General features: G+C 74.7%; 18 protein-coding genes. 8 read left to right on the top strand and 10 right to left on the bottom strand.

All coding sequences use genetic code 11. The features are described 5' to 3' along the window. Nucleotides 1–14: 14 nt before the first annotated feature. Together IN07_RS12365 and IN07_RS12360 are read right to left on the bottom strand one after the other, a co-directional pair. Nucleotides 15–1073 carry a hemolysin family protein gene (locus IN07_RS12365; RefSeq protein ID WP_036336182.1) on the bottom strand — a complete coding sequence of 353 codons (1059 nt, stop codon included), beginning with the start codon at nucleotides 1071–1073 and terminating at the stop codon, nucleotides 15–17. Further along, the gene (locus IN07_RS12360) at nucleotides 1070–2470 is read right to left on the bottom strand and encodes a hemolysin family protein (protein WP_052091200.1); all 1401 of its coding nucleotides are present in this window, start codon (nucleotides 2468–2470) and stop codon (nucleotides 1070–1072) included. Before IN07_RS12360 ends, IN07_RS12365 begins: the two co-directional genes overlap by 4 nt. 238 nt (nucleotides 2471–2708) lie before the next feature. On the opposite strand from IN07_RS12360, the gene IN07_RS12355 reads away from it, so the two are divergent. After that, nucleotides 2709–5366 (top strand): phosphatase domain-containing protein, encoded by a 2658-nt coding sequence (locus tag IN07_RS12355; protein WP_231558257.1) that lies wholly within the window; start codon nucleotides 2709–2711, stop codon nucleotides 5364–5366. 16 nt (nucleotides 5367–5382) lie between these two features. On the opposite strand, the gene IN07_RS25780 is transcribed toward IN07_RS12355, so the two are convergent. The 5 genes from IN07_RS25780 to IN07_RS12335 are packed head-to-tail and all read right to left on the bottom strand — an operon-like array spanning nucleotide 5383 to nucleotide 9973. After that, nucleotides 5383–5541 (bottom strand): hypothetical protein, encoded by a 159-nt coding sequence (locus tag IN07_RS25780; RefSeq protein ID WP_164701271.1) that lies wholly within the window; start codon nucleotides 5539–5541, stop codon nucleotides 5383–5385. Further along, on the bottom strand, nucleotides 5541–6398 hold the full coding sequence (locus tag IN07_RS12350) for a class E sortase (RefSeq protein WP_081975369.1): 858 nt from the start codon (nucleotides 6396–6398) through the stop codon (nucleotides 5541–5543). The genes IN07_RS25780 and IN07_RS12350 overlap by 1 nt, the downstream gene beginning before the upstream one ends. A 53-nt stretch (nucleotides 6399–6451) precedes the next feature. Continuing rightward, entirely contained in the window at nucleotides 6452–7306 is an 855-nt protein-coding gene (locus IN07_RS12345; protein WP_156119163.1) for a MaoC family dehydratase, read from the bottom strand. A 1-nt stretch (nucleotide 7307) separates the two neighbouring features. Continuing rightward, a complete protein-coding gene (locus tag IN07_RS12340) occupies nucleotides 7308–8663 on the bottom strand; it encodes a 3-oxoacyl-ACP reductase (protein ID WP_036336181.1) in 1356 nt (451 codons plus the stop codon). A gap of 26 nt (nucleotides 8664–8689) precedes the next feature. Further along, nucleotides 8690–9973: an acetyl-CoA C-acetyltransferase gene (locus IN07_RS12335; RefSeq protein WP_036336180.1), complete on the bottom strand. Its 1284-nt coding sequence runs from the start codon at nucleotides 9971–9973 to the stop codon at nucleotides 8690–8692. Between the two features lie 115 nt (nucleotides 9974–10088). Here IN07_RS12335 and IN07_RS12330 point away from each other — a divergent pair, with 115 nt between their 5' ends. Then, nucleotides 10089–10763 carry a TetR family transcriptional regulator gene (locus IN07_RS12330; protein ID WP_036336179.1) on the top strand — a complete coding sequence of 225 codons (675 nt, stop codon included), beginning with the start codon at nucleotides 10089–10091 and terminating at the stop codon, nucleotides 10761–10763. Next, nucleotides 10760–12802 (top strand): acyl-CoA dehydrogenase family protein, encoded by a 2043-nt coding sequence (locus tag IN07_RS12325; protein WP_036336177.1) that lies wholly within the window; start codon nucleotides 10760–10762, stop codon nucleotides 12800–12802. The genes IN07_RS12330 and IN07_RS12325 overlap by 4 nt, the downstream gene beginning before the upstream one ends. Before the next feature lie 44 nt (nucleotides 12803–12846). On the opposite strand, the gene IN07_RS12320 is transcribed toward IN07_RS12325, so the two are convergent. Next, nucleotides 12847–15675 carry a SpoIIE family protein phosphatase gene (locus tag IN07_RS12320; protein ID WP_231558255.1) on the bottom strand — a complete coding sequence of 943 codons (2829 nt, stop codon included), beginning with the start codon at nucleotides 15673–15675 and terminating at the stop codon, nucleotides 12847–12849. Between the two features lie 196 nt (nucleotides 15676–15871). On the opposite strand from IN07_RS12320, the gene IN07_RS12315 reads away from it, so the two are divergent. Further along, nucleotides 15872–16963 (top strand): EAL domain-containing protein, encoded by a 1092-nt coding sequence (locus IN07_RS12315; RefSeq protein WP_036336176.1) that lies wholly within the window; start codon nucleotides 15872–15874, stop codon nucleotides 16961–16963. A gap of 89 nt (nucleotides 16964–17052) precedes the next feature. Further along, nucleotides 17053–17226, top strand: coding sequence for a DUF1059 domain-containing protein (locus IN07_RS24730; RefSeq protein ID WP_081975368.1), 174 nt, complete (start codon nucleotides 17053–17055; stop codon nucleotides 17224–17226). A gap of 43 nt (nucleotides 17227–17269) precedes the next feature. Here the strand turns inward: IN07_RS24730 and IN07_RS12310 are convergent, their stop codons facing one another. Next, nucleotides 17270–18193 (bottom strand): aldo/keto reductase, encoded by a 924-nt coding sequence (locus tag IN07_RS12310; RefSeq protein WP_036336175.1) that lies wholly within the window; start codon nucleotides 18191–18193, stop codon nucleotides 17270–17272. A gap of 348 nt (nucleotides 18194–18541) precedes the next feature. Between IN07_RS12310 and IN07_RS12305 the strand changes: the two genes are divergently transcribed. The 3 genes from IN07_RS12305 (at nucleotide 18542) to IN07_RS12295 (ending at nucleotide 21216) form a co-directional block, all read left to right on the top strand. Next, entirely contained in the window at nucleotides 18542–18829 is a 288-nt protein-coding gene (locus tag IN07_RS12305) for an HU family DNA-binding protein (RefSeq protein WP_036336174.1), read from the top strand. 133 nt (nucleotides 18830–18962) lie between these two features. After that, the gene (locus IN07_RS12300) at nucleotides 18963–20210 is read left to right on the top strand and encodes a serine hydrolase domain-containing protein (RefSeq protein ID WP_231558247.1); all 1248 of its coding nucleotides are present in this window, start codon (nucleotides 18963–18965) and stop codon (nucleotides 20208–20210) included. A 52-nt stretch (nucleotides 20211–20262) separates the two neighbouring features. Beyond that, entirely contained in the window at nucleotides 20263–21216 is a 954-nt protein-coding gene (locus IN07_RS12295; RefSeq protein WP_052091199.1) for an acetamidase/formamidase family protein, read from the top strand. A 109-nt stretch (nucleotides 21217–21325) separates the two neighbouring features. Here the strand turns inward: IN07_RS12295 and IN07_RS12290 are convergent, their stop codons facing one another. Then, nucleotides 21326–21859 carry a DinB family protein gene (locus tag IN07_RS12290; protein WP_036336172.1) on the bottom strand — a complete coding sequence of 178 codons (534 nt, stop codon included), beginning with the start codon at nucleotides 21857–21859 and terminating at the stop codon, nucleotides 21326–21328. Between the last annotated feature and the right edge of the window lie 173 nt (nucleotides 21860–22032).

Genomic DNA, 22032 nt, shown 5'->3' with positions numbered 1-22032 from the left:
AGGGGGAGGTCCCCCTACCGGCGCCCGGCCGCCACGGTCTGCGCCGCGTCGCGCACCTCGCCGACCAGTTCCTCCAGCACGTCCTCCAGGGCCACCACCCCGACGGTCCGCCCCGTGTCGCCGTCGCGTACGACCGCCAGGTGGGCGCCCTCACGCTGCATGGTCGCCAGCACGTCCCGCAGCCCCTGGTCGGTCGTCGCACCGGCGAGCGGGCGGATGAGCGCGGGGTCGACCGGTGAGTCCCGCTGCTCGACCGGGACGGCGAGGAAGTCCTTCAGGTGGACGTAGCCCTCGAGGTCGCCGTCGCCGTCCACCACCGGGAAGCGCGAGTAGCCGGTGGCCGCACAGACCTGTTCGAGTTCGCCCACGGTGATCCGGGACGGCACGGTGACCAGGTCCGCCGTCGCGATCGCGACGTCCGCGGTCCGCTGATCGTCGAACTGCAGGGCGCCGGTGAGCAGCTGGTGCTCGCGCTCGTCCAGCAGCCCCTCGCGGTGCGACTCCCCGATCAGGCCGGTCACCTGGTCCCGGGTGAACGTCGAGTTGACCTCGTCCTGCGGCGTGACGCGCAGGACGCGGAGCACGACGTTGGCGACCTGGTTGAGCAGCCAGATCAGCGGGTGCAGCACGCGGACGACCCAGTACAGCGGCGGCCCGAGCAGCAGCGCCGCGCGCTCCGGGCCGGCCAGCGAGATGTTCTTCGGCACCATCTCGCCGAGCACCATGTGCAGGAAGACCACGACGGTGAGCGCGATGGCGAACGCCACCGGGTGCACCAGCGCCTCGGGCATGCCGACCGCGGCGAAGGGTCCCTCCAGCAGGTGGGCGACGGCCGGCTCGCCCACGGCACCCAGCCCCAGCGAGCAGACCGTGATGCCCAGCTGGGCGCCGGCCATCATCAGCGAGACGCTCTCGATGGCCTTCAGCGTCGTCCGGGCGCCGCGTGCACCCTCGGCGGCACGCGGCTCGATCTGCGTGCGGCGCGCGGAGACGAGCGCGAACTCCGCCCCGACGAAGAAGGCGTTGCCGGCCAGCAGGGCCAGGCCCACCAGGATGGCGACGGTGTCGCTCATCGGCCGACCTCCTCTGTCGTCAGTGCGTGCTCCGTGCGGGAGGCAGCGGTCGCGCCGCCGGTCCGCCGCAGCCGGACGCGGTCGACCCGGTGCCCGTCGAGCCGGGTCACCGTCACCGCCACCTCCGTCGGGACGGGGACGCCGTCGGGGTCGGGGTGGGCGAGGTCGTGGGCCTGGAGGACGACGCGGTCGCCGACCTGCGGCAGCCGGCCGAGCCGCTCGGTCAGCAGTCCGCCCAGCGTCTCCGACCCCTCGCCCTCGGGGAGCTCCAGGCCGACGGCGTCGCCGGCCTCGTCGGGCCGGAGGAGCCCGGAGAGCACCCACGACCCGTCCGGTGCGCGGCGTTGCCGGGTGACCGGCGCGTCCTGCTCGTCGTCGATCTCCCCGACGATCTCCTCGATGAGGTCCTCCAGGGTGACGATGCCCGCGGTGCCGCCGTACTCGTCGACCACCACGGCGAGCTGCAGCCCCGGCTCACGGAGGGTCTCCAGCAGCGGGTCGAGCTCCACCGTCTCGGGCACCGCGCGCACCGGCACCATCACCTCACCGACCGTGCGGGTCGCCCGCTGCTCGGCCGGGATCTTCATCGCGTGCTTGAAGTGCACCACCCCGATGACGTCGTCGACGCTCTCCCCCTCGACCGGGAACCGCGCGTGACCGCTCGACGCGGCCAGCTGCAGCAGCTCGGCGACCGACTGGTCGGCGCTGAGGAACCGGACCCGGGGGCGCGGGGTCATCACGTCGGCCGCCGTCCGGTCGCCGAACTGGATCGACCGGGCGACGAGGTCGGCCGTGCCCACGTCCAGCGTGCCCGCCTGACCGGACCGGCTGACCAGCGACGCGAGCTCCTGGGGCGCCCGGGCCGAGGCGAGCTCCTCGGTCGGGGTGATGCCCATCAGGCGCAGCAGCCGGTTGGCCGACCCGTTGAGGAAGGCGATGAGCGGGCGGGTGGCGGTGGTGAAGGCCCGCTGCGGCCCGGCCACGACCTTGCCGACCCGGGTGGGCTCGGCGATCGCCCAGTTCTTCGGCACCAGCTCGCCGAACACCATCTGCACACCGGTCGCGACCGCGAGCGCCAGCCCGACCGAGATCGCGGTCACCGCCCCGTCGCCCAGCCCGGTCAGCCCCAACGGCCCGCGCAGCAGCGTGGCCAGCGACGGCTCGGCGATGAACCCGACGACCAGGCTGGTCACCGTGATGCCCAGCTGCGCGCCGGAGAGCTGGGTGGACAGCGACCGCATCGCCGCCACCACGCCGGCCGCCCGGCGGTCCCCGGCCTCCGCCTCGCGTTCCAGCGTGACCCGGTCGGCGGCGATGAGCGAGAACTCAGCGGCGACGAAGAGCGCGTTGGCGGCGACGAGCAGGACGGCGGCGAAGAGCAGCAACCACTCGATCACCGGCTGCCGTTCCCTGTGCGGTGGGTCCGTGAGCCGGGCGTCGACACGCTGTGTTCCTCTCGAGGGGCGGTCCGGGGTGCCGCACGGCAGGTGGGTGCCCATCGCGCGGCGTCCGCACGCATGGCGGACGGCATCAGCGAGCGCAACGCCCGCGCGGACCGGCCCGTTCCACGGTAGGACTGAGGACTGGCCCACACCGGCCGGCACCGCTGTGCGCGGGACCGCCCGGGGAGCACCGATGACGCAGGGAGCCGCCTGGATGACCGAACAGCCCCGCCCCGAGCACACCGTGCCGGACCCGGGCAGTCTCACCGACGAGGCCCCCAGCCGGCTGGTCCGGATCGCCTACCGGCTGGAGAACGGCCTGCGGGACCAGCTCGCCCGGGTCGCCCGGCGGCGGGGCTGGCACCCGGCGGCGCTCAGCTACCCCGGCTACGGGGCGAGCGGCAGCGCGCGGGTGCTGGGCCGGTTGCTGCTCGCCCCGGCCGGCACCGACCCGGGGGCCCGGCGGGACATCCCGGGCTGGCGGCGGCTGCTCACCCTCGAGCAGCCGCAGGGCGAGGTGGAGATCGAGCTGGGCGGGGTGCGGCACCGCGCCCGGTCCGACGACGCAGGGCTCGTCGACGTCACCCTGGACGTGGAGCTGCCCCCGGGTCGGGCGGAGGCCGAGCTGGTCGTGCCCGGGCGCGAGCCCGCCCGGGCCACCGTGCACGTCGCCGGTACGGACGTGCGCCGGGGCGTGGTCTGCGACGTCGACGACACCGTCTGGGTGACCGGGCTGCGGCACCCGCTGCGGGCCGCCTGGCGCACCCTCGCCCGGTCCAGCAGCGGGCGCACCATGGTGCCGGGGATGGCCGGGCTGCTGACCCGGCTGGTCCAGGACCACCCGCACGCCCCCGTGGTGTACCTGAGCAACGGCCCGTGGAACCTGGCGGGGCCGGTGGCCCGCTTCCTCGACCGGAACCGCTTCCCGGCGGGGGCGCTGCTGATGACCGACTGGGGAGTCACGCCGCGCGGCTGGTTCCGGGACGGCCGGGCCCACAAACGCGGTGCCCTGGAGCGGCTGACCGCCGACCTGCCCGGCATCCGCTGGGTGCTCGTGGGGGACGACGGCGAGCACGACCCGGAGATCTACCGCGGCTTCGCCCGGCAGCACCCCGACCGGGTCGAGGCCATCGCGCTGCGACAGGTGCACCCGGCCGACGCGGCGGAAGCGAGCGGCGACGTCGACGGCGTACCGGTCGTCCGGGCTCCCGACGGCGCCCAGCTGGCCGCCCACCTGGACGCCGCACTCGACCTGCCACCCGCGGCCCCGGCCGGCCTGGAGGCCTGGTTCCTCTCCGCCGCCGAGCGCGGCAACGACACGACCCGGCTCCAGGCATGGACCGAGGGCAACCGGGTCCGGCCCCTCGTGCACGGCCGCAGCTACCTCCCCGTCCTGGCCGACGTGCTGGCCGACGCAGGGCGCGGCGACCTGGTCTACCTCGCCGGTTGGCGGGGCGACACCGACGAGCTGCTCACCGACGACGGCCCGACGGTGGGCGCGGCGCTGTCGGACGCCGTCCGTCGCGGTGCCCTGGTCAAGGGGCTGATCTGGCGGTCGCACCTGGAGTCGATGGCGTTCTCCGCCGAGCAGAACCGCGACCTCTCCCGCGACGTCAACGAGACCGGCGGCGAGGTGCTGCTCGACCAACGGGTCCGACCGATGGGCAGTCACCACCAGAAGTTCGTCATCGTGCGGCACCGCGACCGCCCGGACGAGGACGTCGCCTTCCTCGGCGGGATCGACGTCGCGTACAGCCGCCGGGACGGCGAGGGACACGAGGGCGACCCGCAGGCCCGGCCGTTCGCCGACGCCTACGGCGACACCCCGGCGTGGCACGACGTCCAGGTCGAGCTGCGCGGGCCGGTCGTCCGCGAGGTCGAGGCGGTCTTCCGGGAGCGCTGGGAGGACCCCGCCGCGCTGTCCCGGGTGCCGTGGCACGTGCTCCCCGACCTGCTCCGCGGCCAGGACCGGGCGCCCTCCTCCCTCCCCGAGGCGCGGCCGGCCCCGCCCGGCGAGGGGTCGTGTGCGGTGCAGCTGCTGCGCACCTATCCCAACCGCTGGCCCGGGTACCCGTTCGCGCCGGACGGCGAGCGCAGCGCGGCCCGTGGTTACGCCAAGGCGCTGGCCCGGGCCGAGCGCTTGGTCTACGTGGAGGACCAGTACCTGTGGTCCACCGACGTCGCCCGGGTGTTCGCCGGCGCGCTGCGCGCGCGACCTCGGCTCCAGCTGGTCGTCGTGGTGCCCCGCCACCCGGACAAGGACAGCCCGATCAGCGTGGCGCCGGTGGCCCTGGGGCACGCCCGGGCGCTGGACATGGTCCGGGAGGCCGGCGGGGACCGGGTGCAGGTCTTCGACGTGGAGAACGAGCGGGGCGTCCCGGTGTACGTGCACGCCAAGGTGTGCATCGTCGACGACGTCTGGGCCACGGTCGGCAGCGACAACTTCAACCGGCGCTCCTGGACGCACGACTCGGAGCTGACCGCGGCCGTCGTCGACACCGACCGCGACCTGCGAGAGCCCGTCGACCCGGGCGGGCACGGGGACGGAGCCCGTCGGTTCGCCCGGGAGCTGCGGCTGATGCTGATGCGCGAGCACCTGGGCCGCGCCGACGGCGACGACGCCGACCTGCTCGACCCGGACGAGGCCGTCGCCGCGGTGCGGCACGGTGCCGCCGCCCTGGACGCCTGGCACGCCGGTGGGCGTCGCGGCCCTCGCCCGGCCGGCCGGCTGCGCGCGCACGTCGTCGAGCGCCCGCCCCTGTGGGAGCGGCTCCTCGCCGCCCCGCTGTACCGCTACGTCATCGACCCCGACGGCCGCCCGCCCCGGCTCAAGGTGCGCCGCACCGCGTGAGCACCCTCCGTACGGGTCAGGGGTCGACGGTCACGTCGTTGAACGGGAGCATCGGCTCGGCCCACGGGAAGACGACCAGCAGCAGCAGCGCGCAGACGGCGAGCACCAGGACCAGGGAGAGGAACGCCTTGCTCGCCCGTCCACCGGGGAGGGTCCGCCAGAGCCACCCGTACATCAGGCCTCGCCTCCGCCGTCGCGCAGTGCCGGCGGACCGTCGGGCGCCTCGGCCTTGGAGATCGCGGCGCCGTCCAGCCGCGCGTGCACGATCAGGCGCTGCCGCGCGGAGTACTTCGGGTGGCAGGTGGTCAGGGTCAGGTACTCACCCGAGGGCGGCGCACCGGCCGCGCCCGGCGTCGGGGCGATGACGTCGATGTCGGCCGGCGTGACGATGTGCTGGCCGGGGATCCCGCTGGGGTCGGTGGTGGCGTCGCCGGTGGCCGGGTCGCCGAGCACCCGGTAGACGAACCAGCTCTGTGCGGTCTCCACCACGATCGGGTCGCCGGGCCGGAGCTGGTCGAGGTCGAGGAACGGGGATCCCTTGCCCACCCGGTGCCCGGCCAGCGCGACGTTGCCCGGCTGCCCGGGCATCGCCGTCCCGGCGTAGTGACCCGGCCCCTGGGCGAGCTGGGCCTCCTCGGTGCCCTGCAGGACGACCTGCTGGTAGTCCTCGCCCAGCCGGGGGATGCGCAGCACGGCGAGCGGCTCGCCGACCGCCGGTTCGACCAGCACCGGCGCCGGGCCCGACACCGGGGTGTCCGCCCAGACGTCGCGGATCTCCTCGGTGAGCTGGTCCTGCCGACGGTCGTTGAGCAGGTCGGTGACGTAGACCTCGTAGACGACGAACAGCAGCAGGACCAGCCCCGCCGTCACCATCAGCTCGCCGAACCCGCGGGTCAGCACCCGCCAGACCGGCTCCCGTGCGGGCGACTCCCCCGCGGGCTCGTCCCACTCGGGCTCGTCCCACGACGACTCGTCCCACAGCGGCGGCAGGGCGCGCTCGGTACCCACCTGCGGGATCGGCTGCGTGTCCATGACGGACCGATGCTAAGGGCGGAACGCTCCGTGGCCGTGCGCCGCGCGGGTGGTCAGGACGGACGGATCGTGCCGAGCAGGTGCTCGGTGCCCGCCTTCGCGTTCCGGACGGCGACGTCCCAGCCGCCCTCGACCGGCTCGGTCGACAGCGTGACCGTGCCGGGCAGCAGCAGCGGCTTGCGGAACGCCACGTCCACGCTCACGGCGTCGGGCAGCCGGCCGGCCAGCGCCGCCAGCGTGCGGCCCTTCACCCACATGCCGTGCGCGATCGCCCGCTTGAACCCGAACGCCTTGGCGGTGACCCCGGTGAGGTGGATCGGGTTCATGTCCCCGGAGACCGCCGCGTACCGGCGGCCGGTGTCGCCGGGCACCCGCCACTGGGCGCTGACCCGGTCCAGCGCCCCGACCGAGACACCGACGTCGGCCTCCGGCGCGCCCTCGGGCGCCGTGGCCCCGCGGGCCAGGTACGTCGACCGGCTGCGCCAGACCTCCGCACCACCCGCGGCGACCGAGGCACACAGGTCGACGGTCGCCCCGCGCACGTGTGCGGCCAACCGCTCGGCCCACACCTCGACGTCCAGCGCCTCACCGGCGCCGATCGGTCGCAGCTGGTCGACCTGGTTGCGCACGTGCACCAGGCCGGGCAGCGCGAGCGGGAACTCCCGCTCGGTCATCAAGGCCACCTGCAGCGGGAAGGCGAGCAGGTGCGGGTAGGTCACCGGCAGGCTGTCGGCGAGCGGGAACCCGCAGACCCGGCTGTAGGCCGCCAGGGACGCCGGGTCGACCTCGACCCCGAGCCGGGCCAGCCGGGTGTCGGGCAGGTCGCCGCCCCGGCCGCGCGCGGTGAGCGCGGCCCGGGCGAACAACGCCGGCATCGCCGGCGGGGCGTCGAGCACCGTCCGCGTCACGTCAGGCCCCCAGCAGCGACTGGCCGCAGACCCGGACGACCTGGCCGTTCACCCCGGCGCTGCCCGGCTGCGCCAGCCAGGCGATCGTCTCGGCGACGTCGACCGGCAGGCCGCCCTGCTGCAGCGAGTTGAGCCGGGAGCCGACCTCGCGGGTGCCCAGCGGCATCTTCGCCGTCATCTCGGTGACGATGAAGCCGGGCGCGACGGCGTTGATCGTGGCCCCGCGCTCGGCGAACTCCGGCGCCCAGCTGCGCACCATGCCGATGACACCGGCCTTGGACGCCGCGTAGTTGGTCTGCCCGCGGTTGCCGGCGATGCCGGACTGAGAGCTGACGCAGACGACCCGGGCGTCGGGCTTCAGCGCCCCGTCGGTGGCCAGCAGCGCCTGCGTGAGGTCGAGCTGGGCCTGCAGGTTGACCGCCATCACCGAGTTCCAGCGAGCGGCGTCCATGTTGACCAGCAGCTTGTCCCGGGTGATGCCGGCGTTGTGCACGACGACGTCCACCCCGCCGTGCCGGGCCACCAGCTGGGCGGCCAGCCGCGGGCCGGCGTCGTCCCCGGTGATGTCCAGCGCGACCGCCGTCCCGCCGACCTCGTTGGCCACCTGGGCCAGCTGCTCGCCGGCCGCCGGCACGTCGACGGCGACGACGTGGGCGCCGTCCCGGGCCAGCACCCGGGCGATGGCCGCACCGATGCCGCGCGCGGCACCGGTGACGACGGCGACCTTGCCGGCCAGCGGCTGCTCGGCGTCAGCGGCGCTGGGCAGCTCGGCTGCCGTCACCGCGAGGACCTGGCCGTCGACGTAGGCCGAGCGGCCGGAGAGGAAGAACCGCAGCGGGCTGGCCAGTGAGCCCTCCGCGCCGAGGGGCACGTGCACCAGGTTCGCCGTCGAGCCGCTGCGCAGCTCCTTGGCCAGCGAACGGACCAGCCCCTCCAGCGCCTGCCGCGCGGCGGCCTGGGCCGGGGACGACGTCCCCGTCGGCGGGTCGGCCAGCACCAGCACCCGGCCCGACGGCCGCAGCCGCTTGAGCGCGGGGGCGAGGAAGTCGTGCGCTGCGGCCAGGTCGGCCGGCCCGGTCAGCCCGGTGGCGTCGAGCAGGACCGCCGCCAGCCGCTCCCCGTCGGTCGAGCCGTCGGCGGCCACCGGGGACACGACGGTGACCCCGGCGTCGCGCAGCAGCCCGGTGACCTCATCGCGCAGCCGGCCCTCCCCGGCCGAGCCGACCACGGCCGGGCCGGGGAGCAGGGGCTGCCCGGGCTCGTAGCGGCGCAGCTGCGCCGGCCGGGGCAGGCCCAGCTGCTTGGTGATGGTCGTGCCGAAGCCGGAGTTGGCGAAGTCGCGGTACCAGTCGCTCATGGTGCGTCCTTCCGTTCGTGCGGGGCTCAGGACTCGAGGATCGCGACGACGCCCTGGCCGCCGGCGGCGCAGATCGAGATCAGGCCGCGCTTGCCCGGGCCGGCCTCGTGCAGCGCCTTGGCCAGCGTCGCGATGATCCGGCCGCCGGTCGCGGCAAACGGGTGCCCGGCGGCCAGCGACGAGCCGTGCACGTTGAGCTTGGCCCGGTCGATCGAGCCCAGCGGCGCGTCCAGCCCCAGCTTGTCCTTGCAGAACGCCGGGTCCTCCCAGGCCTTCATCGTCGCCAGCACCGTGGAGGCGAACGCCTCGTGGACCTCGTAGAAGTCGAAGTCCTGCAGGGTCAGCTCGTTGCGGGCCAGCAGCACCGGCACCGCGTAGGCCGGGGCCATCAGCAGCCCCTCGCCACCGTGCACGTAGTCGACCGCGGCGGTCTGCGCGTCGACCAGGTGGGCCAGCACGGGCAGGTCGTGCTCGGCGGCCCACTCGTCGGAGGCGAGCAGGACGGCGGAGGCGCCGTCGGTCAGCGGAGTCGAGTTGCCCGCCGTCATCGTGGCGTCCGCACCCTGCCCGAACACCGGCTTCAGCCTCGCGAGCTTCTCCAGCGAGCTGTCCGGCCGGAGGTTCTGGTCGCGGGTGAGGCCGAGGAACGGCGTCACCAGGTCGTCGAAGAAGCCCCGGTCGTAGGCCGCGGCGAGGGCCTGGTGCGAGCGGACGGTCAGCTCGTCCTGCTCCTCACGGCCGATCTCCCACTCGGCGGCGGTGATCGCCGCGTGGTCGCCCATCGCCAGGCCGGTGCGCGGCTCGGCGTTGCGGGGGACCTCCGGGACCAGCTGACCGGGCCGGATCCCGGACAGCGCCTTGAGCCGCTGCTGCAGCGTCTTGGCGCTGTTGACCGCCAGCAGCGCCCGTCGCATGTCCTCGTTCAGGGCCATCGGCGCGTCGGAGGTGGTGTCGACGCCCCCGGCGATGCCGGACTCGAGCTGCCCCAGGGCGATCTTGTTGGCGACCAGGACGGCCGCCTCCAGACCGGTGCCGCAGGCCTGCTGGACGTCGTAGGCCGGCGTGGCGGCCGACAGCCGGGAGCCCAGCACGCTCTCCCGGGTCAGGTTGAAGTCGCGGGCGTGCTTGAGGACGGCGCCGGCGACCACCTCGCCCACCTGCTGACCCTGCAGCCCGAAGCGGGCGACGAGCCCGTCGAGGGTCGCGGTGAGCATGTCCTGGTTGCTGGCCCGCGCGTACGCGCCGTTGGAGCGGGCGAACGGGATGCGGTTGCCGCCGACGATCGCGGCCTTCCGGGTCTGCGGTGCCATGGGGACCTCCAGGACCTCCCGAGGGGCCAAAGTCGCGATTTGGCCCCTCGGGGGGAGTCGATGCGGGACGAGCTAATCGATACCCAGAGTATCAGGTACCGTCGGTGTCGTGAACATGGAGACGGCGGCCAGCCCGCGGGACCGGCGCGACTCCCGCTGGGACGAGCACCGCCGTGCCCGCCGCGAGCAGCTGGTCGACGCCACCCTCGCGGCGGTCGGCAAGCACGGCGCCGGCGTCGGCATGGAGGAGATCGCGGCCGAGGCCGGCACCAGCAAGACCGTCGTCTACCGGCACTTCGCCGACCGCAGCGAGCTGTACGTCGCCGTCTGCGCGCGCGTGGCGGCGCAGCTCACCCGCAAGCTGCGAGAGGCGATGGGCAGCAGCGACCACCCCCGGCAGATGGTCACCGCCGCCGTCGAGACCTACCTGGCCTTCATCGAGGCCGACCCGGAGGTCTACCGCTTCGTCGTCGGGCAGGCGCTGGTCGACCGGCCGGTCGATGCCGACCCGATCAGCAGCCTGTCCGACCTGGTCGGCGACGAGGTCGGGGCGCTGGTCGGCGCCGCGCTGACCAGCGCCGGACAGGGGACCGCCGCGGCCGCCCCGTGGGGGCACGGCGTCATCGGGCTGGTCCGGGCCGCCGCCGACTGGTGGCTGCGTGCCGACCGCCCCATGCCGCGGGCCGAGCTGGCGACCCACCTCACCGACCTGGCCTGGACGGGGTTGCGCGGCGTCGTGACCCCCGACCCCTCAACTCCTGCACCCGCGAGTCCGATGGAGGAACCATGACCAGCACCCCCACCCCCCTGCCGCCGGTCGACCCCACCCGGCTCACCGAGGTCCTCGACGGCCGCTGGGCGCAGGTCCGCCGGGACAGCCGTGCACAGCTCGACGACCCGCGCTGGGCCCCGGTGTACGGCGAGTCGATGGCCGAGGCTCGGGAGCGGGTCACCGCGCTCGCCGCGGAGCTGGCCACCACCGGTCGCGTCGCCTACGGCTTCCCCGTCGAGTACGGCGGCGCCGACGACGCCGGCGGCTCGGTGACCTCCATCGAGATGCTGGCCCTCACCGACCTGTCGCTGATGGTCAAGGCCGGCGTGCAGTGGGGGCTGTTCGGCGGGGCGGTCCAGGCACTGGGCACGAAGCGCCAGCACGACCGCTACCTGCCCGACATCATGAGCTTCGCCCTGCCCGGCTGCTTCGCGATGACCGAGACCGGCCACGGCTCCGACGTCCAGCAGCTGCGCACCACCTGCACCTACGACCCGGCCACGCAGACCTTCGACCTGCACACCCCGCACGAGGCCGCGCGCAAGGACTACATCGGCAACGCCGCGAAGGACGGCCGGATGGCTGTCGTGTTCGCCCAGCTGATCACCCAGGGTGAGGGCCGGGGCGTGCACGCGTTCCTCGTCCCGATCCGGGCCGCCGACGGCGCCCCGGTGCCCGGCGTCACGATCGGCGACGACGGCCCCAAGGCCGGGCTGCTCGGGGTGGACAACGGGCGGCTGACCTTCGACCACGTCTCCGTGCCGCGCGACATGCTGCTGGACCGCTACGGCCAGGTGGCCGCCGACGGCACGTACACCAGCTCGATCGAGAACGAGACCCGGCGCTTCTTCACCATGCTCGGCACCCTGGTGCGCGGGCGGGTCAGCGTCGGCGGCTCGGCCGGGTCGGCGACGAAGGTGGCCCTGGAGATCGCCGTCCGCTACGGCGACACCCGCCGCCAGTTCTCCGCCCCCGGCGAGGACCGGGAGGTCGTGATCAACGACTACCTGGTGCACCAGCGCAAGCTGCTGCCGGCCCTGGCGAAGACCTACGCGCTGAGCTTCGCGCAGGAGGAGCTGACGTCGACCATGCACGACGTGCTGGGGAGCGCCGACGTCGACGAGGCCGCGCAGCGCGAGCTGGAGTCCAGGGCGGCCGGGATCAAGGCCGTGACCACCTGGCACGCGACCCGGACCATCCAGCTGTGCCGCGAGGCCTGCGGCGGGGCGGGCTACCTGGCGGAGAACCGGCTGCCCACGCTCAAGGCCGACACCGACGTCTTCACCACCTTCGAGGGCGACAACACGGTGCTGATGCAGCTGGTCGCCAAGGGCCTGCTCACCGGCTACCGGGACGCCTTCGGCTCGCTGGACGGCTGGGGCCGGGCGGCCTTCGTCGCCGAGCAGGTGCGCGAGACCGTGCTGGAGCGGACGGCGGCCCGCGGGCTGATCCAGCGGCTGGTCGACGCCGTGCCCGGGCGGGACGAGGACGTCTCGATGCTCGACCGGGGCTGGCAGCTGGCCGCCTTCGAGGACCGCGAGAAGCACCTCCTGGAGAGCGCCATCCGGCGGCTCCGCGGGGGCGCGGCGGCCAAGAAGGACCGCCCGTTCGAGATCTTCAACGACGTGCAGGACCACGTGCTGACCATGGCCGAGGCGCACATCGACCGGGTCGTGCTGGAGGCCTTCGTCGCCGGCATCGAGCGCACGACCGACCCGGCCGCGAAGGCGCTGCTGGCGCGGGTCTGCGACCTCTACGCGCTGAGCACCATCGAGGCCGACAAGGGCTGGTTCCTCGAGCACGGCCGGCTCACCCCCACCCGGGCCAAGGCGCTGACCGGGGTGGTGAACGACCTGCTCAAGGAGCTGCGGCCGCACATGCGCACCCTGGTCGACGGCTTCGCCATCCCCGAGTCGTGGCTCAACTGCGCGATCGTGGCCGAGGAGCCGGGCCGGCAGGAGGCGATGGCCGCGCACGACGCCGCGCTGCGGTCGGCCGGGGCGCAGCCCCAGCAGGACGCCACCGCGACCGCCCTGGAGATGGCCCCCGCCCAGTAGCGGGGAGGGACCACCACAATGGCCATTGTGGTGGTCCCTGGCCGTCAGGCGGGGCCGGCCGCTGCCGGGTGGACGTCCGGGGACGGCTCGATGCCCGGCGGGACCCGCTGGGGGCCGGCCTCTGGAGGCCGCGGCTCGTCCTGCGGGTGCAGCCGGACCGCCAGCAACGCGACGTCGTCCTCGGTGTCGGGCAGGTACATCCGCTGCAGCAGCCGGTCGCACAGCTCCTGCAGCGGCAGCTCGGTGAGCCCGGCCAGCACCCGGCACAGCTCGGCGACCCCGGCGTCGAGGTCCCGGTCGCGCCGCTCCACCAGCCCGTCGGTGTAGAGCAGAAGGGTGCCGCCGCGGCCGATGACCGCGACCCGGTCGCTGCGTGCGGTGCCCGGCTCCACCCCCAGCAGCAGGTCGGGGTCGTCCCCGTCCAGCACGGTCACCTCGCCGTCCGCGCTGATCAGCACCGGCGGCGGGTGCCCGGCGGTGGCCCAGCGCACCCGGGTCTGCGCGGCCGACAGCTCCGGGTCGTCCTGCTCCAGCCGGGCGATCAGCGCGGTGGCCATGACGTCGAGGTCCAGGCCGGCGCTGGCCCGGTCCAGGCCGGTGAGCACCTCGGCCGGGGTGCCGCCGGTGTGGTGCCCGATGCCGCGCAGCAGCCCGCGCAGCTGGCCCATCGCCGCCGCGGCCCGGCTGTCGTGCCCGACGACGTCGCCGATGACCAGCACGGTCGCCCCGTCGGGCTGGACGAACGCGTCGTACCAGTCACCGCCGACCTCGGCCCCGGCCGCGGCCGGCACGTACCGGACGGCGATCTCGCAGTGGTCCGGCGCCGGCGGCGCGGTCAGCATGCTCCGCTGCAGCGTCTCGGCCAGCTGCCGCTGCTGGCCGAACAGCCGGGCCTGCTGCAGCGCCACCCCGGCCCGTCGCCCGAGCTCCAGGGCGGTCTCCAGCGCGGCGTCGCTGTGCCGGCCCCGCTCGGCGCTCACGTACAGGCCCAGCGCCCCGAGGGTGCGCCCCCGGCTGACCAGCGGGACGACGATGCCGGAGTCGGGGTGCAGGCGCGCCAGCTGCTCCTGGGCGACCGGGTCCGGCAGGGCCCGCGAGATGTAGGCGGCGTCCAGACCGGGCACCCGCAACGGCCGCCCGGTGCGGGTGACCACCCGTGCGGCGGCGTGCTCGGTCATCCCGCCGACCATCGAGCGGACGTAGTCGGCCAGCTCGCCGGACCTTGCCCGGTCGCGGTGCGCCGAGGCGAGCTGGCGCATCCGGCCGTGCTCGTCGGTGACGACGACCCAGCACCAGTCGCCGAGCGCCGGCACCACCAGCTCGGCCAGCCGGCCCAGCTGCTCGGTGATCTCCATGGTCCCCGAGAGCACCCGGCCGGTCTCGGCCAGCAGCTCCAGCCGGGCGTTGGCCGCGGCCATCTCGGCGACCGCGGCGTCCCGCTGGGCATCGGCGTGCAGCCGGGAGATGCTCAGCCCGATCTGGGCGGCGAGCGCGCCCAGCAGCTCGACGTCCTCCGGGTCGAACGGGTGGTCCTCGGCCCACACCGCCACGAAGCTCCCCAGCACCCGGCCCTCGAGCCGGAGCGGCAGCGCGGCCAGGGCGCGGACCCCGACCAGGTCCCCGACCTCGGCCATCCGGGGGAACCGGGCCACCGCCGAGGCGCGGTCGGGCAGCAGCACCGTCTCCCCGTACCGGGCCACGTACTGGGTGGGGAGCTCGTCGTCGAGCGGGAGCTCCACGCCCTCGTCGGACAGGACGGCGTCGGTGCCCGACTCGACCGCGTCGACCAGGCGGCGGGTCATGTGCAGCCGCAGCGGCCCGTGCCCGCCGGCGAAGACGGCCAGCGCGCTGGCGTCGGCGCCGAGCACGGCCGCGCCCCGCAGGGCCGCCTCCGCCAGGTCCGACATCCGGTCGGCGTTGGCCAGCTCTGCGGCGACCTCGGCGACCACCGCGGCACGCTGCACCGCGGCCAGCCGCACCTGCGCCTGCCGGCGGGCCTCGGTGACGTCCACGGAGGTGCCCAGCAGGCGCACGGGCTCACCCGCCTGGTCGCGCACCACCCGGCCCCGGGAGACCGTCCACCGGGCCTCACCGTCGGGCCGCAGCGCCCGCATCTCGACGACGAACTCCCCGGAGCCCGCGAGGGCGGCCTGCATCGCCTGCTGCACCACGCCGTGGTCGTCGGGGTGGATCCGCTTCGTCATCTCCTCGTCGCCGGTGAGCACGACCGGGCCCGGGAGCCCGAAGATGGCCGCGTTCCGCTCGTCCCACGTCGTCACCCCGGTGCGCAGGTCCCGCTCCCAGCTGCCGACCTCGCTGGCCTCCAGCGCCAGCTCCAGCCGGCTCAGCGAGGACCGCACCGCGATCGAGGCGGCGACCAGCTCCAGCTCGGTGACGACGGTGGCGGCGACCTCCCCGGCGAGGGTGACGTCGTCCTCGCTCCAGGGCCGGGGCTCCGGGGAGAGCAGGGTCAGCGCGCCCACCACGTCACCGGCGGTGAGCACCAGCGGGAGGGACAGGCAGGCGCGGACCTCGCCGGAGGCCACCACCGACAGCCCGGCGACCCGCGGGTCGGCCGCGGTGTCGGGCACCACCAACGGCGCCCGCAGGCGGGCGGCGACGCTGCCGAACACCTGGTCCAGCGGGGTGGCCGACCCCATCACCGTCGGCCGGCCGAAGCCCCCCACCCGCACCGCGACGTCGGTGAGCAGCACGACCTGCGCCGTCGGGACGGCCAGCAGCCGGGTGGCCAGGTGGGCCAGCCGGTCGAACGGCGCGCTCCCGGGCAGCTCGACGAGCAGCCGGCGGACCACCACGACGCGGGCCGGGTCGGCCAGCGGGTCGGGTCCGGCAGGCGTGCTCGGTGCGGGCACGGCTGGCTGCCTCCCCTGCTGGCGTCGGCGTGGCCGGACACGGGTGCCGACGACCGCCGACACGCCCGACTCGGAGCGGGCTGCCCCATGCTGGCACGTCCGGCCCGCAGAGCCCCGGACCGACGGCCGGAGAGCGGTCCCCTGCCGGAGTGCGGACGGCCTCAAGCAGCCGGGCGGTGCGGCCGATCCAGAGGAGGTGACGTCGACCCTCCCGGACCACTGGGACTGCCGCCCGCTGCTCGCGGGTGAGGAGGACCTGACCGTCGTCTTCCAGCCGATCGTCGACCTGGCCTCGGCCGAGGTCGCCGGCTACCAGGCGCTCGCCCGGTTCCCGGGCACCGCCTCCCCCGACGTGTGGTTCGCCGCCGCCGCCGAGGCCGGCCTGGGTGCCGAGCTGGAGGCACTCGCCCTGCGGAAGGCCCTGGCCGCCCTGCCGGACCTGCCGCCCAACACCTTCCTGACCGTCAACGTCAGCCCGCACCTGCTGGGCACCGCGCCGGTCGCCGCCGCCCTCGCCCAGCCGGCCACGCTGCGCCGGGTGGTCGTCGAGCTGACCGAGCACATGCCCACCCCCGACCTGCGGGCGCTGCGGGAGCAGACCGCCGCGCTGCGGGGCCGCGGCGCGCTCATCGCCATCGACGACGCCGGCTCCGGCTACGCCGGGCTCCAGCAGCTCGCCGAGGTCCGGCCACAGCTGGTCAAGCTCGACCGGGCCCTGGTCGCCGGCGCCGACACCGACCCGGTGAAGGCCGCGCTCGCCGAGATGGTGGGCACCTTCACCAGCCGGATCGACGCCTGGCTGCTCGCCGAGGGGGTGGAGACCGTGGGAGAGCTCGCCGTCTTCGCCCGGCTCGGCGTCCCGCTGGCCCAGGGGTGGCTGTTCGGCCGCCCCACACCGCACTTCGCCCCGCTCACCCCCGAGGTCACCCAGCTGGTGCGCGCCCAGGTGGCCCGCGCCCAGCTGACCGAGAGCGTCGCCAGCCTGCTGCGCCCGATCCGCCAGCGCGAGGCGTTCGACGGGGACGACGGCCCGCCGCCCTACGTCGTGGTCGACCGCACCGAGGTGCCCACCGAGCTGGTGCTCGCCGACCTGCGGACCGGTGCGCCGTACCGGGCGCCGGTGTCGCTGCGCGTGCACCCGTCGGCCGGGGTCACCGAGACCCTGCAGCGCGCGCTCACCCGCCCGCCCGTGCACCGGTTCGACCCGGTCCTGTGCACCGACCGCAGCGGTGCCGTCCTCGGCCTGCTGCGGGTCGAGGACCTGGCGGCGGCGGCCGCCACCTCCTGAGCCCCCGGGGCCCTGACCCAGCCCCGGTGCACCACTCCGACCGTCGTCCGGCGGACGGGTCCCCGCACCACCTTCGCACTGGAGCCCACATGAAGGCATTCGCCTGCGGGGACGTCGTCCCCGGCTGCACCATGACGTTCACCGGCTCGGACGAGGACGCCGTCCTCGGTCAGGTCGCCGCACACGCGACCGCCGACCACGGCCTGGGCAGCGTGCCGCCCGAGCTCGTCGAGCAGGTCCGCGCCCACATCGTCGCCGTCTAGTGGCAGCTCCCCCGGCCCCTGCAGCGGGGCCGGGGAGCCGACGTCATGCGCTGGCGTCGGTGAGGCGCTGCCGCTCCTCGTCGGTGAGCACCAGGTCCAGCATCGGCAGCAGGTCGGCCAGCTGCTCCACCGAGCGACCACTGGCGATGGGCGCGGTGACCGCGGGCTGGTCGGCCAGCCAGCGCAGCGCCACGGCCGCCCCGGTCACGCTGTGCGCCTCGGCGACCTCGGCCAGCGCGGACAGCACCCGGTCGCCCTTCTCCCCCACGTACTTCGCCGCACCCTTGGCCCGCGGCGAGTCGATGGTCTCCCCGGCCCGGTACTTGCCGGTCAGGAAGCCGCGCGCCAGCCCGAAGTAGGGCATCGACCCCAGACCGCGATCGACCACCACACCGGCCAGCTCGCCCTCGTAGGCCTCGCGCTCCATCAGGTTGTAGTGCGGCTGCAGCGCGACGTAGCCGGTGACGCCGAGCTGCCGGGCGGTGTCCAGCGCCTCGGTCAGCCGCTTCGCCGAGTAGTTCGACGCCGCCGCGTACCGGATCTTGCCGGCCTGCACCAGCTCGTCGAAGGCGGTGAGCGTCTCCTCCAGCGGCGTCGTCTCGTCGTCGTAGTGCGCGTAGTAGAGGTCGATGGTGTCGACCTGCAGGTTGCGCAGCGAACGCTCGGCCGCGGCCCGGATCTCCGGGGCCGAGAGCGGGTGCTCCTTCTCCCCCGGCGAGGCCTTGGTGGCCACGACCATCCGGTCGCGCATCCCGCGCTCGGCCATCCAGTTGCCGAGGATCGTCTCGGAGACGCCGTCGCCGTACATCTCGGCGGTGTCGACGAACGGCGACTGGGTGCTGGGCACGGCGTCGAGGAAGCGGTCGAGCAGGGCGAAGGACGTCGGCTCGTCGGCCGTCCAGCCGAACACGTTGCCACCCAGGCAGAGGTCGCTGACGGTCAGATCGGTCCCGGGGAGCTGAGGCATGAGCCCAACGCTAAGTCGACCGCCGGGAGGACGCGCGCCGGGCCGGACGGCCCACAGAACGTGACGGTTGTGACCAACGAGCACGAAATCCCCGGAAATCCGGGGTCCCCGCTCGCCAACACCCAGGTCGGCATGGCAACGTGCCCGCCGTTCCTGGTCGACGACGGGGTCGGCCAGATCCGCCCACCGGACCCCCGCTGCACACCTGGTGTCCAGCGAGTTGGCACGGTGGAGACTCGGAGGTCCACCAGGACGACCGGGGAACGCACCCGGTCGGCCAGGCGCGACACCACGTCTGCGCCCACCCCGCACCGGGGTGGGCTGCTCCACCCACGCGAGAGGAACACAATGAACAAGGCCGAACTCGTCTCCGCCATCTCCAAGCGCGCCGAGGTCCCGGCGTCGACCGTCGACTCGGTGCTCAACGGGCTCCAGGAGGAGCTCGTCGAGGCCATCACCCGGGGTGACAAGGTCGCCGTCCCCGGTCTGCTGACCGTCGAGCGCGCGCAGCGTTCGGCGCGCACCGGCCGCAACCCGCAGACCGGCGAGTCGATCGAGATCGCCGCTGCGCACACCGCCAAGGTGACCGCCGGCTCCAACCTCAAGAAGGCTGCTGCCGCCGTCCCGGTGCAGTGAGCTGAGGCCCCGTCCCGGGGCCGCACCGAGCACCACCCCGACGCCCCCGTCGCGCTCCTGGCACCCCGTGCCAGGATGCCCGGCGGGGGCGTCGCTCATCGGGGAGCGGTGCCCGCGACGAGCGGAGTGCCGCGTGACGGCTGTGCAGACCGACCTGTCCGTGACCACCGACCCGGCCGAGGTCGGGCTGGACGCCGGCCGGCTGCAGCGGCTGGACCGCCGGCTGGCCCGCTACGTGGACGAGGGCCAGCTGCCCGGGTTCCTGGTCACCGTCGCCCGGCACGGCCGGCTGGTGCACGTCGGCCGGCACGGGAAGCGCGACGTCGAGGCCGGCCTGCCGGTCACCGTCGACACCCGCTGGCGCATCTACTCGATGACGAAGCCGGTGACCTCGGTCGCGGCGATGTCGCTGTACGAGGAGGGCGCCTTCGAGCTCACCGACCCGATCAGCCGCTGGCTGCCCGAGTTCGCCGACACCCGGGTCTGGACCGCCGGCCCGGCGCAGAAGCCGGTGACCGTGCCCCTGCTGGAGCCGATCCGGGTCTGGCACCTGCTGACCCACACCTCCGGGCTCACCTACGGCTTCCACCACGCCCACCCGGTCGACGGGCTGTACCGGCTGCGCGGCCACGAGTGGGGCACCCCGCCCGGCGCCGACTCGGCCGAGGTGGTGCGCCAGTTCGCGGAGATGCCGGTGCTGTTCCAGCCGGGCACCGAGTGGAACTACGGCGTCTCCACCGACGTGCTCGGCCGGCTGCTCGAGGTCGTCGCCGGCAAGCCGCTGGACGAGGTCTTCGCCGAGCGCGTGTTCGGGCCGCTGGGCATGACCGAGACGTCCTTCGGGCTGCGCCCCGAGGACGACGTCGACTCCCTGGCCCAGCTCTACGGCCCCGGGGTGACGCTGCTGCCGGCCCCCTTCGCCCAGGCGGCACTGCGCAAGCCCACCTTCCTCGCCGGCGGCGCCGGGCTGGTCTCCACCGCGGGTGACTACCTGAGGTTCGTCGAGATGCTGCGCCGCGGGGGTTCGGTCAGTGACGACCCGGACGCCGGCCGGGTGCTGGGCCCCCGCACCGTGGCGCACATGGTGCGCAACCACCTCCCCGGCGGGCTGGACCTGGAGACCGCCGGCCGGCCGCTGTACGCCGAGACCCCGCTGCGCGGCGTCGGCTTCGGGCTCGGGTTCTCCATGGTGCTGGACCCGGTGCGCTACGGCGGGGTGTCCAGCGTGGGCACGTACAGCTGGGGCGGGGCGGCGTCCACGGAGTTCTACGTCGACCCGGTGGAGGACCTGACGGTCACCTTCTACACACAGCTGCTGCCCTCGAGCACGCTGCCGGTGCGCAACCACCTCCGCCCCCTGGTCCAGCAGGCCCTCCTCTGACGGAGGACCCCGCGACAGAAATGGCCATCTCTGTCGCGGGCAGGATGAGCGCATGGAGCCCCGTCACGTCCTGTTGCCCGACGAGCGCACGCTGCACGGGTACTGGGACCCCTCGCTCCCGCCGGCCCTGACCGTCGAGCCGGGGACGACGGTGCGCATCGGGACGCTGGACTCCGGCTGGTCGACCGGCCCGTACACCGGCGCTGACACCACAGCCGACCTGGCCGAGCGACCCCGGCACCCGGCGTACGACCCGGCCGCCGGACACGCGCTCACCGGCCCGGTCGGCATCCAGGGCGCCGCGCCGGGGCAGGTGCTCGCCGTCCGCATCGACGACGTCGTCCCGGGGGCCTTCGGGACGACGTACTGCGGGCTGCGTTCCACCGCGCTGAACGAGCGGCTCGGGGTGACGGCGGCGCCCGTCGTCCACCGCTGGACGCTGGACGGCACTGCCGGGATCGGCCGCAACCAGGCCGGCCACTCCGTCGCCCTGCGGCCGTTCCTGGGCGTGATGGGCGTGCCGCCGGCCCAGCCCGGCCAGCACTCGACCGTCCCGCCGTACTGGCACGGCGGGAACATCGACTGCCGCGAGCTCGTCGCCGGGTCGACGCTCTTCCTGCCGGTGACCGTGCCCGGCGGGCTGCTGTCGGTCGGCGACGGGCACGCCGCGCAGGGGGACGGCGAGGTGGCCGGGACGGCGATCGAGTGCCCGATGGACGCCGTCGACCTGACCCTCGACGTGCTGCCGGACCTCTTCGGCGCCCCGGTCACCACGCCGATCGCCCGCACCCCCGTCGGCTGGGTGACGATGGGCGTGGCCGACGACCTGGACGAGGCGATGGCGATCGCGCTGGACGCGATGCTCGACGTCCTGGCCGCACTGCACGGCATCGGCCGCTCCGACGCCCTCGCCCTGGCCAGCGTGGTGGTCGACCTGCGGGTCACCCAGGTGGTCAACCAGGTCGTCGGCGTCCACGCCGTCCTCCCCTGGGGCGCCATCCGCTGAGCCCCGAGGGCGCCGTCGCTGACCCGAGGGGCCAAAATCGCGACTCCGGCCCCTCCGCGACCACCAAGATGGCCATTTTGGTGGCGGCGGTACCGAGCCGGTGGCGGCGCTACCGGCCGGTGGTGCCGTCGGTGCACTCGCGCAGCAGGTCGGCGTGGCCGTTGTGCCGGGCGTACTCCTCGACCATGTGCAGGTACACCCAGCGCAACGACACCCGCTCGCCGTACCGGAGCCCGACGGCGACGTCGTCCAGCGACGTGTGTCCTGCGGCGACCGCTCGGCTGGCCTCGACCTCCGCGGTGAAGGCGGCCAGCTCGGCCGGGACGGCGGTGGTCGGGTCGTCGCCGTCGGCCCCGACCCCGTCGAACTCCGCGTCGTCCTCGTCGGCCCGATAGACCGTCGGCGCCTCACGCCCGGCGACGACCCGGGTGAACCAGTACCGCTCGACGTCGGTCATGTGCCGGAGCAGCCCGCGCAGGCTCAGACCCGAGGGCGGCACCGACCGCTCACCGAGCTGCTCCGGCGTCAGGCCGGCGCACTTCGTCAGCAGCGTCGCCCGGTGGAAGTCCAGCCAGGCCTCCACCGCAGCACGCTCGCCGTCGGTGGACGGCGGGTCGACCCGGATGGGCGCAGGTGCGGTCACCCGACCAGTCTGCCGGGCCCCGCGCCCTCCCCCGGGCGCCTGCCTCCGCGGTGAGGGGCCGAAGTCGCGACTTTGGCCCCTCCACACCACCGAAATGGCCATTTTGGTGGGTTCGGGGCTAGGGCGTGTCTCCTAACCGCTGGCGGTTGGGGGCGGCAGGCTGGCAGCGTGTC

Origin of the sequence: Modestobacter caceresii, assembly GCF_000761485.1 — a bacterium.
Classification (GTDB): Bacteria; Actinomycetota; Actinomycetes; order Mycobacteriales; family Geodermatophilaceae; genus Modestobacter; species Modestobacter caceresii.
Note: the sequence above shows the minus strand (reverse complement) of the source record. Positions and strands in the feature narration are given on the sequence as shown.